We start from the raw sequence: 14,884 nt of genomic DNA, 5'->3' as shown, positions 1-14,884 counted from the left end.
CGAATCAATAGATGACCACCCCCCTGATGCTTTCGCCCTTGTGCATGAGGTCGAAGCCCTTGTTGATGTCGTCGAGCGGCATCGTATGGGTGATCATCGGGTCGATCTGGATCTTGCCCTGCATGTACCAGTCGACGATTTTCGGCACGTCGGTGCGGCCGCGGGCGCCACCGAAGGCCGTGCCCATCCAGTTGCGGCCGGTCACCAGCTGGAACGGACGCGTCGAGATCTCCTGGCCCGCACCCGCGACGCCGATGATGACCGACTTGCCCCAGCCGCGATGCGAGCTTTCGAGCGCCTGGCGCATCACCTTGGTGTTGCCGGTGCAGTCGAACGTATAGTCGGCGCCGCCGATCAGGTCGTTGCCGCGCTTGGTCAGGTTGACGAGATAGGGAACGATATCGTCGCCGACCTCTTTCGGGTTGACGAAGTGCGTCATGCCGAACTTCTCGCCCCATGCCTTGCGGTCGGGATTGATGTCGACGCCGATGATCATGTCGGCGCCGGCCAGCCGCAGGCCCTGCAGCACGTTGAGGCCAATGCCGCCGAGACCGAAGACGATCGCCGTCGAACCGACTTCCACCTTGGCCGTGTTGATGACGGCGCCGATGCCGGTCGTCACGCCGCAGCCGATATAGCAGACCTTGTCGAACGGCGCGTCGGGATTGATCTTGGCGAGCGCGATCTCCGGCAGGACGGTGAAATTGGCGAAGGTCGAGCAGCCCATATAGTGATGGATCTTGTCCTTGCCGATCGAGAAGCGGCTCGTGCCATCCGGCATCACGCCCTGACCCTGGGTTGCGCGGATCGAGGTACAGAGATTGGTCTTGCGGCTCGTGCAGGAATAGCATTCGCGGCATTCCGGCGTGTAGAGCGGGATGACATGGTCGCCCTTCTTCAGCGATGTGACGCCCGGTCCGACATCGACGACCACGCCGGCGCCTTCATGGCCGAGGATCGCCGGAAACAGGCCTTCCGGATCGGCACCCGACAGGGTGAAGTCGTCGGTATGGCAGATGCCCGTCGCCTTTACCTCGACCAGCACCTCGCCCGCCTTCGGTCCGTCCAGCTGAACGGTCATGATCTCCAACGGCTTGCCAGCGGCAACCGCAACGGCGGCGCGTACGTCCATGGTGGCGCCACAATCGCAGACTAGCCGGCAGCGCTCAAGGCGAATTGGTGTGGAATCGGATGGCGATTTACTGGATGTCCTGTAGGACGCGGTTGAGCTCCATCTCAAGGGCGCAAATCGCTTTTCCTGTCTGTTCATGCAGTTTCTTCACCTGCGCCAGTTGGTCGCGAAGCTGCCCGGTGAGCGTGTTCGAGAGATCATCCTTCGGCGCTTCTCCGATTCCGGCGATCAGCCAGGCCGGGGTAACGCCGAGCACGCCGGCGAGCATGAACAGGCGGTTGGTGCGTGGTTCCGAGCGGTCGCGCTCCCAGGCGGAGACCGTGTCGGTGCGAACACCGAGCCGGTCGGCCAGGTCCTGTGCTGTCAGACCTAGAGCATCGCGCGCGCGCCAGATGCGGCCTCCGAGTGTGTCGTTATCGGCGGGCCGCCGTAGCATCGCCATCACTTGATCTGTCGACAAACGCATCTGTCTCTCCCTGTGCCGGGTGGCCGGAATGATCCTTGCATATTTTCGACCGCAAGGCGCAGCGGTCGCATTGCAAGTGTGTCAGCTTACAGGTCCGATCAGCAAGGCGGGCATCCTCCAACGGCAAAAAATGTCGCCTAAGCACCTTCGATCCACGTCGGCTTTGTGAATCAGTTTGTCGGAAAAGCCCCGCATGTGGTTGAAAGCGCTCGAATACACTCTAAAGTCCCACGTGCCCTCAGGAAAGAATCTCGTGAACAGCTCGTCATCCTCCGCCCGCGCGCCCGCCAACACGGTCCTGCAAGGTCTCGCGATCATGCTCTTCGCCATGATCATCCTGCCCTGCATGGACGCGATCGCGAAATACATGGCGGTCTACGAAGGCATGTCGCCGGGGCAGGTGACCTTCTACCGGTTCTTCTTTCAACTGGTTTCCGTGATGCCGCTGCTGCTGACGACCGGTGGCCCGCAGGCCCTGAAACCGCAGCGCCTGTGGTTCAACCTGCTCCGCGGCGTCCTTCTGGCTGCTGCCGCGCTGCTGTTCTTCGTCTCGGTGAAATACATGCCGCTGGCAGATGTCTTCGCCATCTATTTCGTCGAGCCTTTCATACTCACCTGCCTTTCGGCGCTGATCCTGCGCGAGAAGGTGGGCTGGCGGCGGTGGACGGCGATCGTCGTCGGTTTCGGCGGCGCCATGATCGTGATTCAGCCGAGTTTCGAACTATTCGGCCTGAAATCGCTGCTGCCGGTCGGCTGCGCCTTCCTGTTTGCCTGCTATCTTCTGATGAACCGGGCGCTTGGCAATGCCGATACGCCGATGACCATGCAGATCATCGCCGGTATTGGAGGCTCCCTGTTCATGGCCGTGGCGATCGCCATCGGCTACACCGCCGGCTCCGTGGATTTTGTACCATCGCTGCCCAGTTCCACGCTCGGCTGGGTTCTGGTGGTGACGCTCGGCACAATCTCCGGCTACGGGCATCTGCTCGTCGTCAAGGCCTTCCAGGCCGCACCGGTGTCGCTGCTGGCACCCTTCCACTATTTCGAGATCATCACCGGCACGGCGCTGGGCTTCCTGATCTTCAACGAGTTTCCGACCGCATCGAAATGGCTGGGGATCGCCATCATCGTCGGTTCGGGCCTGTTCATGATCTGGCGGGAAAGGCGAGCAGCACTTCTGCAGAATCCCGAAGTCGTGTAGGGCTCGCGGCGCTTAATGGTAAAAATTGAATGAATCCGGCAAGCCTCTGCTAAGACTCAATCTTTCCGGATTGGAAACGGCTTGGTCCTACCCTTATTTCCAGTTTCATGAGGAAACGGGAGGAAAAGATGGGTGAGCTTCGTCTTTCTTATCCGGCATGCGTGATCGCCGGGAAAATGCGCCTGACGGCCGAGGACATCGACATTCTTCGCGAGCATGTCTTCGTCCAGGGCCTCACCTCGTCGCAGGATGCGATGATCCTTCTCGCGATCAACACATCCTGTGGAGAGAAATGCCCGGAATGGCATCACTACTTCATCGATACGATGACCAATTTCATCGTTCGTACTTGCTATCCGCAGGGCGCCATGGACGAGTGGAACGCCGATTGGCTGATCGCGATGATCTCGACACGCGGCGTCGTCAATTCGCGCATCGAACTCGACCTGCTGTTTCATATCGTCGATATCTCCCATCATATTCCCGACAGTCTGTCGATCTTCGCGCTGGAGCAGATTCGCCTCGCGATGACAGAGGATATCGGCATTTGGGCGAGCCTTCGCGGTAGCCGGCAGCACGGCTTGCAGGTGGCGGATGTCCATCTCATCAGTTGGGTCATGAGCGCGATCGCCCGGTCGCGCGGCGCGGACCTGACCGAGCGGGAGCGGCGCATGCTGCATCAGATCGGCGTCCTGACGGGCGTGCAAGGTGATCACGCCGCCGCTGCCGCATGACCTGTCCTTGGGCCGCAAGCCGGTGACATCCGGCTACCGGCACGATTTGTTCATGCTCTGCGGGTAGCGTTCAGCCGACGACAGTGGAGAACGCATATGGCGATGCACATATCGGCAATCTTACTGCTAGTCATCAATATCGGCCTGCTCTGGCTGCTGATGGCCGCGCCGCTCGGCCTGCGCACGCTGCGTGTGCGCGCGGCATTGAATGCGCCAATGGAAAAGATATGGAGCGCCGTGTCGCCGCTGGGGCATGCCGCCGACTGGCATCATTCCGTCCTGACAAGCGAAGTGCTGCCCGGCACCGAAAATCATGTGCGGCAGACCTACACCCATCTCGACCGGCATGGTCAGCCAATCGTCAGGACTTTCGAGATCGCGATAGAGGAAATCGGTTACCGCTATCAGTCGCGCGTCCTCGATGACAGCGCCCTTGATGCCTCCTTCTGGAAGGATTTTCGCGAGGAGCGACAGCTCGACGACAATGGCGAAACGGTAGAGTTGACGATCGCGCAGACCGATCGATACCGGGGCTTCGCCTTCCTGATCTTTCGCTTCTTCGCGCTGCGGCGTGAGGTCAAGGCCCTCAGGCAATGGCTGCAGACAGGCGAGAGCCAGCCGGAGCGTGTCGGTTTCGAGCATCCCGCCGTGCAGTGTGGCCTCGCGGTCGTCTCGACCCTGTTGCTCTGGCCCTTCTTCGGGCTCAATCCGAGTGGCCTGATGCTCTCGGCGCTGCTGACGCTGGTCATCGTCCTGCATGAACTCGGCCATATGGCCGCTTACCGTGCATTCGGCCACAAGACGGTTCGGATGATCTTCGTGCCCTTGCTGGGCGGCGTCGCCATCGGAGGCAGGCCGTACAATTCACTGTTCGAGGTGGCGACCTGCGCGCTGATGGGGGCCGGCATGTCAGCCTTCTTGATCCCGGTGGCCATCGCCCTGCACGAGACGGGCGGGCAGGGCCTGTTGGGCTTTGTCTCCGGGCCGACAGTCTTGATCTTCCTGCTGATCCTCGGTGCCTTCAATCTGCTCAACCTGTTACCGATGAACCGCTTCGATGGCGGCCAGGTGCTGCGGCAGGTGTTTCGCTCCCGGCTCAGCCTGACGGCCGGCAGTTTCCTGGTGACCTTGGTCATCCTGGGGATCGGTTGGCGCATCGGCATGTCGTCGCAGGCGCTGCTGGCGGGTCTCGCCGTCTTCGCGCTGCTCAGCCTCATGGGCAAGGGCGGCATCAAGCCGCGCCACCGGCTGGAAGAGATGACCGGCGGTCAGCGCATTTTCAGCGGCTTCGGCCTCTATGCCGCCGTCCTGCTGCATGGATATGCCATCGTCTATGCGACGGACAGGTTGTTTTCCTGAACGGGCAGCACATCGTCGTCGCTCACCGTCGGGCCGAAAATCTGCTCGAAGGCCTGGCGCAGCTTGATATCCACATCGGTCATCATCACCGGCAGGCCGAGATCGACCAGGCTGGTGACACCGTAGCCGCGGATGCCACAGGGCACGATACCGCCGAAATGATCGAGATCGGGATCGACATTCAGCGACATGCCATGAAAGCTCACCCATTTGCGCAGGCGGATGCCGATGGCGGCGATCTTGTCCTCGGCGATGGACCCATCGGCAAGGGCAGGGCGTTCCGGTCGCCGAACCCAGACGCCGACGCGGTCTTCTCTGCGCTCACCCTTCACGTTCATGCTCGCGAGTGTTTCAATGGCCAGTTCCTCGATCGCCGAAACGAAGGCCCGCACATCCTGCCGCCGCCGCTTCAGGTCCAGCATGGCATAGACGACGCGCTGTCCGGGGCCATGATAGGTATATTCGCCACCGCGGCCCGTCTTGTAGACAGGGAATCGGTCCGGCATGACCAGATCGGCGGAATCGGCGCTGGTTCCAGCGGTATAGAGCGGCGGATGCTCGACCAGCCAGACGAGTTCGTCCGCTTCACCGGCCGAAATTGCCGCGACCTCGCGCTCCATGGTCTCGATGGCGTCGTCGTAATCGACCGGTGCGGTCGCGATTCTCCAGCGGACAGGCGGACAGTCGCCGTCGGCAAAGAATGTCTTTTCAAGGCTTTCGCGTTGCATCGCGTGGGAAATCCAGTTGTGTTTGTTTTCTAAATGGTACGCGTAAGCCCAAGAGTCCAGCATTCTCAACGGGTCCATGGCAGGCCTGTTGAAATAGTTCATCCGACCGACAACTTTCTGTCATCATGCCCTTGTGCGCCCCAAAACCTTTTGCTACATGCACCCCCGCCGGAGCAATTCGGCCTACCACGATGCGGTCGTGGCGGAATTGGTAGACGCGCAGCGTTGAGGTCGCTGTGGGGCAACCCGTGGAAGTTCGAGTCTTCTCGACCGCACCAAAAACCCGGCTTTAGGCCGGGTTTTTTGTTGTCTTGTCAATGATTTCCAACACTTTTTTATGCTCGTGACAGCGTCGCCGGCACTCGTTGCGCAGCAGTAGCCAGCCGCAATGTCATCGCGACCGGCCAATTGTCATGTCATTCATTTCACAGCACGAAGTCGGCCGATCCGAGCGCGATGATGCCGGAGAGAACGATCTTGAAGTCCGTGACGCCGTCACCGTTGACGTCGCCGGATATCACCGTCTGACCGCCGCTTACTCCGTAACGAAGCTCGCCGGCTTTGTTCGAGTAAGCCGCTCCTCCGATGAAGGTGAATGCCTGGTCTCCGGATATTTTCGTGTTGGCATCGATCGGGCTCAGGTTGATCCTGTCCTGTCCCTTGGCGAAGTCGAGAATGGTATCCCGGCCCGCCGCATCGACGGTTGAATCGGACAATTTCGAGTATATGAATTGATCGGGGCCAGTGCCGCCGGTCAATAGATCCGCGCCGCCGGCGCCATTGATCTTGTCGCTTCCACCCGAGCCATTGAGGCTGTTTCTGCCCGCGTTGCCCTTCACGACATTGTCGAGGCTGTTGCCTGTGCCATTGATCGCAATGGAACCGGTCAGGTATACGTTTTCGACATGATTGCCTGCGAGTGAGTAGCTGATGGACGCTTCGATGCTGTCCGTTCCCTCCGATGCCAGTTCCGTGACCTTGTCACCGGTGTTATCGACCACGTAAACGTCATCCCCCGATCCGCCGGTCATCGTGTCCGCCTCGGTACCGCCATCGATCCGGTCGTTGCCTTTGCCACCCTCCATGATGTCGTCGCCACCGTAACCCTTGATAATGTCGTCGCCGTCGAAGCCCCAAATCGTATTCGCCGTATTCGTTCCGTAAAGCTCGTCGCTAAAATACGATCCCTGCAGGCCCTCAATGGAACGATAGAAGTCATTCCGTGCATCGCCTGTGTTGTTCTCAGGATTTGCAAGATTAGCGATAACCCCGGACGTTGCGGTGCTATAACTGACAATATCAAAACCGATAAGCTGATTAGAATATTGACCGTCACCAATAAACGTGTCGCCGCCAGCCCCTCCGATGAAAGCATCATTCCCGCCGCCGCCGACGAATTCGTTTGCCTGTTCGTCGCCTTGAAAGAAGTCATCAAAGGCTGAGCCAACGATGATCTCAATGGACTGGAAAATGTCCCCCGCTGCATCGCCGCTGTTCAACGAAGGGTTTGCCAGGTTCACACTCACTCTGGAAGACGCGTCGGAATAGTCAGCATAGTCTATGCCACTCGTACCGCCGATCAATATATCGGCGCCCGGACCGCCATTCAGCATATTCACGTCGCCGCCCTTCACGATGAGCACGTCGTCGCCGTCCCCGCCGAAAAGGTGGCCGTTGTAACGGCCATTTGTTAAGCGCAGGACGTCATTGCCTCCGAGGCCGTAGAGCCAATCATCGCCACCATTGCCATTGATGATATCGTCAAGATTACTCCCCTCGAACCGGTCCTCGCGGTTGAAAGGAGAGTCGTTGCCTTCATAGGCCCATTGAAGGTCGAGGAAGTAATTGTAGAGAGGTGCGATATCGCCGGTGAGCGCCGCGAGCAGTTCATCACCCATTTCGGAAAGGTCGATCGCCAGGCCAGTGAATTCGAGTTTGGGGTAAGGGACGATGACGTTATCGTCGGAAATCAGGCCGGTGCCGCTGATTGTAATCGAGGTGAGAATGCCGGAGGCGGGCAGGTCTCCGCCATCATAGATGAAGCCAACTCCCTCGAAAACGATGCTCTTTTCTTTGACCCAGTAGTCTCCGGGGTCGCCATACGGAGTTGCCCTTCCCCAGATGAAGGCATTGGCCGATATTTCGACGAGCATACTGCCAGCTGTGGCTGCACTGGCCACGATCTGCTCGAGAGGTGTCAATACCGGGTTGTCATTGTTTGCAACTATTTGCTTAATTCTGGGCATAGAAATTCCTTCACAAAAGGAAATGTTCCTTTCGAAGAACGGACATGTCAAGCAGATAGAAACGACCGGTGAGCCGGCTACCTTAGACTATGCGTCGTTCGAGCTGTGTCGAAGCGACGCAACAAAATGCGGTTGCACCAGCCTCGCTCGTAGCCGTGGATGAGGACGGATCGGGCTGGTGTCAGCGCCGGGCGATTGCGAGTTGCTTTTGAGACGATCGAGTAGAGTACCTCGGGCATCTGGTAAATGTCGAACGGAAAGATCGATGCGAGCGGCCGGCCGTGAAAATGCTCGATGATGCGGGGGAGAAATTTGCCGTTCCCGCTGTGCTCCAGATAGGAGACGGCGGCATAGTCGAACGTGATGACGTCAGGCAAGTGGATCAGGCTGCCCATCGTAGGGACGAGCGAAGGCGTCACGAACTGGTTCATGATGATTCTCCTAGACGCAAAACAAGATTGGATTAAGAGCCGGGAGAGGGCGGCCTAGGGTGGTTGTCCACAGGCACCGAAAAGTGTGAATAACGCGCGCTGTGGGCGGAGAACAAAACGAGCCCTGGCATTGGACCACCGTTTCGTAACCCACTGAAATTTAGTGGTCGTAAAAATGCCACGTTGGACCATGAAAGGCCCGGGACATAAGGCGTTGCGGAGTTTTCCCGAGTCTTCTCGACCGCACCAAAAACCCGGCTTTAGGCCGGGTTTTTTGTTGTCTTGTCAATGATTTCCAATACTTTTTTATGCTCGTGACAGCGTCGCCGGCACTCGTTGCGCAGCAGTAGCCAGCCGCAATTTCATCGCGACCGGCCAATTGTCATGTTATTCATTTCAGAGCACGAAGTCCGCTGATCCGAGTGAGATGCTGCCGGAGAGAACGATCTTGAAGTCCGTCACACCGTCGCCGTTCACGTCGCCGGATATTATCGTCTGGTCGCCATTGATCCCATAGCGAAGCTCGCCGGCCTTGTTCGAGTAAGCAGCGCCTCCGATGAAGGTGAACGCCTGGTCTCCGGACGTTTTCGTGTTGGCATCGATCGGGCTCAGATTGACCCGGTCCTGTCCCTTGGCGAAGTCGAGAATGGTGTCCCGGCCTGACGTATCCGCGGTGGAATCGGACAAATTCGAGTAGATGAATTGATCGGGGCCGGTTCCGCCGGTCAGTATATCCGCGCCGCCGGCGCCATTGATCTTGTCGGTTCCCCCGGACCCATCGAGATTATTTCTTCCCGAATTGCCCTTGACGACGTTGTTGAGGCTGTTGCCGGTGCCATTAATCTCGGCAGAGCCGGTCAGATAGAGATTATCGACATGGATTCCACCGAGTGAGTAGCTGACGGATGCCTCGATGTTGTCGGTTCCCTGCGAGTCAAACTCGCTGACCTGGTCGCCGACATCATCGACGATGAACACATCATCCCCCAATCCGCCGACCATCGAATCCGCACCGGTACCTCCATCGAACCAGTCGTTTCCGTCGCCCCCCTCCAGGGTGTCGTCACCGCCATAACCCTTGATGGCATCGTCGCCACCCAGACTCTTGATCGTATCCGCCCCGTTCGTTCCGTAGAGTTCGTCTATAAAATTCGATCCGATCAGAACCTCTATCGATGAAAAGGTATCACCCTGCGCCTCGCCTGTATTGTATTGGGGGTTTGCAAGACTGACGACAAGGCCGGACGCCGATCCGCTGTAGTCAGCGGTATCAATACCATTGCCGCCACCCAGACCGTCGCGGCCCGCACCGCCGATGAGGACGTCATCTCCATCTCCTCCGATGAGCGAGTTTGCATTTCCATCGCCGATCAGCCTGTCGTTAAAGGCCGAGCCGGCGATGATCTCGATGGATTGGTAGACGTCACCGGCTGCATCGCCGGTATTGATCGAGGGGGTGGCGAGGCTCACGGTCAAACCGACAGCCGAGTCCGAATAATCCGCCCGATCTTCCTTGCTACCGCCACCGATCAACGTGTCGGCACCTGCGCCACCGTTGAGGAGGTTTCGGAGACCGCCCTTGACGATCAGTACGTCGTCTCCGTCTCCACCGTAAAGGTAGCCGTAGCTGGCATCATTGACGCGCAGGACATCATCACCACCCAGGCCGTAGAGTGTAGCGTTGCCGCCGTTACCATCGATGATATCGTCAAGATTGCCACCCTCGAAGAGGTCCTCGTAGGTGCCACTGTCGTTGCCTTGGAAGGCCCACTGGAGATCGAGAAAGTAGTTGTAGAGGGGCGCGATGTCGCCTGTGAGCGCGGCGAGCACTTCGTCGCCCATCTCTGAAAGGTCGATGGCCAGATCGGTGAATTCCAGCTTCAGGTCGGGGACGATGACGGTTTCGTCGGTAATCTCGCTATACCGGTTGATGCTGATCGAGGTGATGATGCCGGAAGCGGGCAGGTCACCGCCGTCATAGGTGAAGCCGACCCCCTCGAAGATGATGCTGCCGTTGTCGATGTAGTATTCTCCGGGCTCGCTGTACGGATAGACGTGCCCCCAGACGAAGGCATTCGCCGAGATTTCGTACAGGGCGCCACCGGTGGCTACCGCACTTTCGGCGACCTGTTCGAGAGGCGTGAGTGCGTCGCTGTGTGAGTATGGAAGGATTTGCCTGATGGTTGCCATTGGTGTTCCTCCTTAAAGGTAATGCCCTGTTGGCAGAGATGATTTCAGAGAACGAAATCCGATGATCCGAGCGCGATGCTGCCGGAGAGAACGATCTTGAAGTCGGTGACCCCATCTCCGTTGACGTCGCCGGATATGACCGTCTGTCCACCACTGATCCCGTAGCGAAGCTCGCCAGCCTTGTTCGAATATGCCGCACCTCCGATGAAGGTGAAAGCCTGGTCTCCCGAAACCTTCGTATTGGCATCGATCAGGCTCACGTTGATCCTGTCCTGTCCACGGGCGAAGTCGAGGATGGTATCCCGGCCGGATACATCCACGGTCGAGTCGGACAGATTCGAATAGATGAACTGGTCGGAGCCTGTCCCGCCGGTGAGAAGATCCGCGCCGCCGGCGCCATTGATCTTGTCGCTTCCACCGGCCCCGTTGAGCATGTTGCGTCCCGAATTGGCCTTGAGGACGTTGTCGAGACTGTTGCCGGTGCCGTTGATCGCAGCGGAACTAGTGAGGTAGAGGCGTTCGACATGGATGCCTGCGAGGGAATAGCTGACCGATGCCTCGATGCTGTCGGTTCCCTCCGACGCGAATTCCGTGACCTTGTCGCCGACGTCATCGACGACAAAGACATCATTTCCCAGTCCGCCGATCATGGTATCCGCCTCGGTGCCGCCATCGAGCCGGTCGTTTCCATTGCCGCCGTCGAGGGTATCCTCCCAGCTATACCCCTTGATGGTGTCGTCACCGTCCAGTCCCTTGATGCTGTTTGGCTCGCCCGTTCCATACAGAACGTCGCTGAAATTGGACGCGATCAGGTTCTCTATGAATGAAAACGTGTCACCCTGCGCATCACCTGTATTGTGGGCGGGATTGGCAAGGCTGACCGTGAGACCGGATGTCGAGTTGCTGTAATCGACGGTATCGGGATCAAGATACGAGCTGTCAGGGGTCGACTCTGGCCCGCCAACGAAAGTGTCACCGCCACCTCCACCGACAAAGACATCAGCGCCTGCGCCGCCGATGAGCTTGTTCGCCTTGTCGTCGCCTGTCAGAAAGTCACCGAAGGCCGACCCGACGATTATCTCGATCGACTGAAAGGTATCCCCGCTGGCATCGCCGGTATTCTGGGAGGGGTTTGCCAGGTTGACGGTCACTCCCGAAGATGCATCGGAATAGTCGGCATAGTCCTGTCCACTGGTGCCACCAATCAATGTGTCAGCGCCCGCGCCTCCATTGAGATAGTTCCTTCTGCCTCCCTCGGCGATGAGCACGTCGTCGCCGTCACCACCGAAAAGTCTGCCAATGGAGTAGGAATTGCTCAGACGCAGGATGTCATTACCTCCCAGACCGTAAAGCCAGTCATTGCCGCCATCGCCGCTGATGTCATCGTCCTGATTGCCGCCCTTGAACCGATCACCCGTGTCCCTGGTGCTGCCCTCATATGTCCACTGGAGGTCGAGAAAGTAATTGTAGAGCGGCGCGATATCGCCTGTGAGTGCGGCGAGCACTTCTTCGCCCAACTCGGAAAGGTCGATCGCCAGTCCGGTGAACTCCAACCTCGGCTGGGGCATGATGACGGTGTCACCAGAAATCTTGCCGTCCATATAGTTGATCGTGATTGACGTGATGATACCGGAAGCGGGCAGGGCGCCGCCGTCATAGGCGAACCCGGTCCCCTGAAAAATGATACTGTTATATGAGAGTAGGTAATCTCCGGGCACACTGGAGAAAGGAATTGCTCGCCCCCAGACGAAAGCGCTGTCCGATACTTCGGTCATGGACCAGCCTGGGGTGGTCGCCCGGGCCGCGATCTGCTCGAGAGGCGTGTCCAGCGGGTCGGACGTGTCGTGAATGATCTGCTTGATTGTCGGCATGGGCTTTCCTCCAAAGTGGCTTATGTTCCTTTTGCGGAAGGAACGTGTCAAGTCAGTAGAAAATATCGGTAAGCCGGCTACCTTTGGTTGTTCGTTATTCGGGCCCATCCAGCGTCTGCTGATCGCTTCTGATATAGGCGAGAGCAGTACCGCGAACAGGGACTCCCGCTGTCGCAGGCGCACGAGCATTCGGGTCGAGCAGCGAAGCCTCAGGCACCGTCGGCGAGAGGTCGATGTGACAGAGGAGTTCGTCGTAGAAGAACAGGTGCCCCTGTGGCAATTCCGCCAGCCGTTAGCCAGCCTTCTCCTGCTTCGCGAAACGCTTCACCGCCCGCTCCCGCTTGAGACGCGAGAGCCGCTGCAGCCAGAACATTCCGTCAAGCTGGTCGATTTCGTGCTGCAGGCAGAAGGCCAGAAGACCGTCCGCGTCTTCTTCTTTGATCTCTCCGGTAAGCGTCTGGTAGCGCACGCGCACCGCACGCGGGCGCACCACGTCCTCGGTGATACCCGGCATGGAGACGCTGCCTTCGGCATGCTCGACGATCTCGGTCGATGACCAGATGATCTCGGGGTTTACATAGGTCGGCACGCCGGAGGCGGGGTCGATCTCGATCACGGTCAGCCGCTGCAGGATGCCGATATGCGGGGCCGTGATGCCGATTCCGGGTGCTGCCCGCATCGTGTCGAGAAGGTCCGCGGCAAGGGCTGCAAGGTCTGCATCGAAGCGTTCGACGGGCGCAGCCGACGTCCTGAGCCGCGCATCGGGAAACCGGAGGATCGGTCGTATCGGCAAGGGGCAGGCTCCAGCTTCGGTCTGGCTTCAACAGCTATACAATTCACATGATTTTGCAACAGCTTGGGCAAAAGTGACGGAGGCGAAGCGCAACCGGGGAAACCGCCTGTGGACCTCACGGGCTTGTTGGGGTAGCACGGGATGGCGGCTGGCTTTTTCGGGCATGCCGCGACCACCGGTCGATCACATCGCCTTCCTGCTCCAGCCCGGCTTCCGGCCGGTCTTTCGGATGGCTGAAATATAATTGAGGGCGGGCACATGAGCGGAACCGGCGAACAGGACAATGAGCGCAAGGTCGTTGACGACGACGCCTATGACGGCTCGGACATCTATGCCGAAGACGGCTCGGTACGTTCCGATTATCTCATGCATGTCGGTGCTGCCATCGCCGACCGTGACCTTCTCTATCTGCGCCAGCATGTCGCCCGCCTGCATGCGTCTGAAATGGGCGACTTGCTGGAGGTGATCCAGCCCGACCAGCGCCGCGCGCTGGTGTCCCTGCTCGGCGAAGAGTTCGATCTCTCGGCCCTGACGGAAGTGGACGAGGCAATCCGCCTCGACATCGTCGAGCACCTGCCGAACGAGCAGATCGCCGCCGCTCTCGGCGAAATGGATTCCGACGACGCGGTCTACATTCTTGAGGATCTCGATCAGGAAGACCAGGAAGAGATTCTCTCCAAGCTGCCGTTTACCGAGCGGGTCCGCCTTCGCCGATCGCTCGATTATCCGGAAAGCACGGCCGGCCGCCGCATGCAGACGGAGTTCGTCGCGGTCCCGCCCTTCTGGACCGTCGGCCAGACGATCGATTACATGCGCGAGGACGACGACCTCCCGGAAAGCTTCACCCAGATATTCGTCATCGATCCGACCTTCAAACTGCTCGGCGCGCTCGATCTTGACCGCGTCCTGCGCACCAAGCGCTCGGTGAAGATCGAGACCATCATGCGCGAGACCAATCACCCGGTTCCCGCCGAGATGGACCAGGAGGAAGCGGCGCAACTGTTCGAGCAGTATGACCTTCTGTCTGCCGCCGTGGTCGATGAGAACAATCGGTTGGTCGGCGTGCTGACCATCGATGATGTCGTCGACGTCATCCAGGAGGAAGCGGAAGAAGACCTGATGCGCCTTGGCGGTGTCGGCGACGAAGAATTGTCCGACTCGATCATCGATGCGTCACGTTCGCGCGTCGTCTGGCTGCTGGTCAATCTGGTGACGGCATTCCTGGCAGCTTCCGTCATCAGCCTGTTCGATGCGACGATCCAGCAGATCGTAGCCCTTGCCGTGCTGATGCCGATTGTCGCCGGCATGGGTGGCAATGCCGGCTCGCAGACGATGACCGTGACCGTCCGCGCCCTTGCGACCCGAAACCTCGATATTCACAACGCATTCCGCGTTATCCGGCGCGAGGCCGGGGTAGGGCTGCTGAACGGCCTGTTGTTCGGCGTTCTCATTGGCCTGGCGGCAGGTGCCTGGTTTCAGGACATCAATATCGGCGGCATCATCGCGGTGGCCATGCTGATCAACATGATTGCTGCCGCGCTGGCCGGCATCATGATCCCGTTGCTGCTCGATCGCTTCGGCGCCGACCCGGCCGTGTCCTCGGCCGTTTTCGTGACGACGGTGACGGATGTGACTGGCTTCTTCGCCTTCCTCGGCCTTGCCACCTGGTGGTTCAGCATCAGCATGAGCTGATGTGAAAAGTTTGACTTTTACGTCAAAGTCAATCAGACTGA

The 14,884-nt window shown here is 59.0% G+C and carries 12 protein-coding genes and 1 tRNA gene; 5 read left to right on the top strand and 8 right to left on the bottom strand.

Annotation, left to right across the window (positions count from 1 at the left end; all coding sequences use genetic code 11):
• Positions 1-4: 4 nt before the first annotated feature.
• Together ASG68_RS23320 and ASG68_RS23315 are read right to left on the bottom strand one after the other, a co-directional pair.
• A complete protein-coding gene (locus ASG68_RS23320; protein ID WP_062585361.1) occupies positions 5-1,132 on the bottom strand; it encodes an S-(hydroxymethyl)glutathione dehydrogenase/class III alcohol dehydrogenase in 1,128 nt (375 codons plus the stop codon).
• A 67-nt stretch (positions 1,133-1,199) separates the two neighbouring features.
• Complete coding sequence (locus ASG68_RS23315) at positions 1,200-1,598, bottom strand: helix-turn-helix domain-containing protein (protein WP_062585363.1); 399 nt, start codon at positions 1,596-1,598, stop codon at positions 1,200-1,202.
• Between the two features lie 316 nt (positions 1,599-1,914).
• Here ASG68_RS23315 and ASG68_RS23305 point away from each other — a divergent pair, with 316 nt between their 5' ends.
• The 3 genes from ASG68_RS23305 (at position 1,915) to ASG68_RS23295 (ending at position 4,892) form a co-directional block, all read left to right on the top strand.
• Positions 1,915-2,799, top strand: a complete 885-nt coding sequence (locus tag ASG68_RS23305) for a DMT family transporter (RefSeq protein ID WP_062585367.1) — start codon at positions 1,915-1,917, stop codon at positions 2,797-2,799.
• Between the two features lie 128 nt (positions 2,800-2,927).
• Positions 2,928-3,533: a hypothetical protein gene (locus ASG68_RS23300; RefSeq protein WP_062585369.1), complete on the top strand. Its 606-nt coding sequence runs from the start codon at positions 2,928-2,930 to the stop codon at positions 3,531-3,533.
• A gap of 96 nt (positions 3,534-3,629) precedes the next feature.
• Positions 3,630-4,892 carry a hypothetical protein gene (locus tag ASG68_RS23295; protein WP_062585372.1) on the top strand — a complete coding sequence of 421 codons (1,263 nt, stop codon included), beginning with the start codon at positions 3,630-3,632 and terminating at the stop codon, positions 4,890-4,892.
• On the opposite strand, the gene lipB is transcribed toward ASG68_RS23295, so the two are convergent.
• Complete coding sequence (gene lipB, locus ASG68_RS23290) at positions 4,865-5,620, bottom strand: lipoyl(octanoyl) transferase LipB (protein WP_062585374.1); 756 nt, start codon at positions 5,618-5,620, stop codon at positions 4,865-4,867. The two genes, ASG68_RS23295 and lipB, sit on opposite strands and share 28 nt — an antisense overlap.
• A 193-nt stretch (positions 5,621-5,813) precedes the next feature.
• Between lipB and ASG68_RS23285 the strand changes: the two genes are divergently transcribed.
• A tRNA-Leu gene (locus ASG68_RS23285) sits at positions 5,814-5,898 on the top strand.
• 147 nt (positions 5,899-6,045) lie between these two features.
• Here ASG68_RS23285 and ASG68_RS23280 read toward each other — a convergent pair.
• From ASG68_RS23280 to ASG68_RS23255, 5 genes are all read right to left on the bottom strand, one after another.
• A complete protein-coding gene (locus tag ASG68_RS23280) occupies positions 6,046-7,866 on the bottom strand; it encodes a calcium-binding protein (protein WP_156384913.1) in 1,821 nt (606 codons plus the stop codon).
• Between the two features lie 77 nt (positions 7,867-7,943).
• Positions 7,944-8,297, bottom strand: coding sequence for a hypothetical protein (locus ASG68_RS23275; RefSeq protein ID WP_062585377.1), 354 nt, complete (start codon positions 8,295-8,297; stop codon positions 7,944-7,946).
• Between the two features lie 396 nt (positions 8,298-8,693).
• The gene (locus ASG68_RS23270) at positions 8,694-10,487 is read right to left on the bottom strand and encodes a calcium-binding protein (RefSeq protein ID WP_062585380.1); all 1,794 of its coding nucleotides are present in this window, start codon (positions 10,485-10,487) and stop codon (positions 8,694-8,696) included.
• A 44-nt stretch (positions 10,488-10,531) separates the two neighbouring features.
• Entirely contained in the window at positions 10,532-12,358 is a 1,827-nt protein-coding gene (locus ASG68_RS23265) for a calcium-binding protein (RefSeq protein ID WP_062585382.1), read from the bottom strand.
• Between the two features lie 292 nt (positions 12,359-12,650).
• Positions 12,651-13,151: a peptide deformylase gene (locus ASG68_RS23255; protein ID WP_062585386.1), complete on the bottom strand. Its 501-nt coding sequence runs from the start codon at positions 13,149-13,151 to the stop codon at positions 12,651-12,653.
• A gap of 258 nt (positions 13,152-13,409) precedes the next feature.
• On the opposite strand from ASG68_RS23255, the gene mgtE reads away from it, so the two are divergent.
• Positions 13,410-14,843 (top strand): magnesium transporter, encoded by a 1,434-nt coding sequence (gene mgtE / locus ASG68_RS23250; RefSeq protein WP_062585388.1) that lies wholly within the window; start codon positions 13,410-13,412, stop codon positions 14,841-14,843.
• The last annotated feature ends 41 nt before the right edge of the window (positions 14,844-14,884 follow it).

Origin of the sequence: Rhizobium sp. Leaf453, assembly GCF_001425605.1 — a bacterium.
Lineage (GTDB): Bacteria > Pseudomonadota > Alphaproteobacteria > Rhizobiales > Rhizobiaceae > Pararhizobium.
The sequence above is the reverse complement of the archived record's forward strand: the minus strand, read 5'-3'. Positions and strand labels throughout refer to the sequence as shown.

Excerpts from the sequence above, each read along its gene's own strand:
- mgtE (WP_062585388.1), top strand. The coding sequence starts at position 13,410 with ATGAGCGGAACCGGCGAACAGGACAATGAGCGCAAGGTCGTTGACGAC.
- ASG68_RS23270 (WP_062585380.1), bottom strand. The coding sequence starts at position 10,487 with ATGGCAACCATCAGGCAAATCCTTCCATACTCACACAGCGACGCACTC.
- ASG68_RS23305 (WP_062585367.1), top strand. The coding sequence starts at position 1,915 with ATGCTCTTCGCCATGATCATCCTGCCCTGCATGGACGCGATCGCGAAA.
- ASG68_RS23265 (WP_062585382.1), bottom strand. The coding sequence starts at position 12,358 with ATGCCGACAATCAAGCAGATCATTCACGACACGTCCGACCCGCTGGAC.
- lipB (WP_062585374.1), bottom strand. The coding sequence starts at position 5,620 with ATGCAACGCGAAAGCCTTGAAAAGACATTCTTTGCCGACGGCGACTGT.
- ASG68_RS23315 (WP_062585363.1), bottom strand. The coding sequence starts at position 1,598 with ATGCGTTTGTCGACAGATCAAGTGATGGCGATGCTACGGCGGCCCGCC.
- ASG68_RS23275 (WP_062585377.1), bottom strand. The coding sequence starts at position 8,297 with ATGAACCAGTTCGTGACGCCTTCGCTCGTCCCTACGATGGGCAGCCTG.
- ASG68_RS23280 (WP_156384913.1), bottom strand. The coding sequence starts at position 7,866 with ATGCCCAGAATTAAGCAAATAGTTGCAAACAATGACAACCCGGTATTG.
- ASG68_RS23295 (WP_062585372.1), top strand. The coding sequence starts at position 3,630 with ATGGCGATGCACATATCGGCAATCTTACTGCTAGTCATCAATATCGGC.
- ASG68_RS23300 (WP_062585369.1), top strand. The coding sequence starts at position 2,928 with ATGGGTGAGCTTCGTCTTTCTTATCCGGCATGCGTGATCGCCGGGAAA.
- ASG68_RS23320 (WP_062585361.1), bottom strand. The coding sequence starts at position 1,132 with ATGGACGTACGCGCCGCCGTTGCGGTTGCCGCTGGCAAGCCGTTGGAG.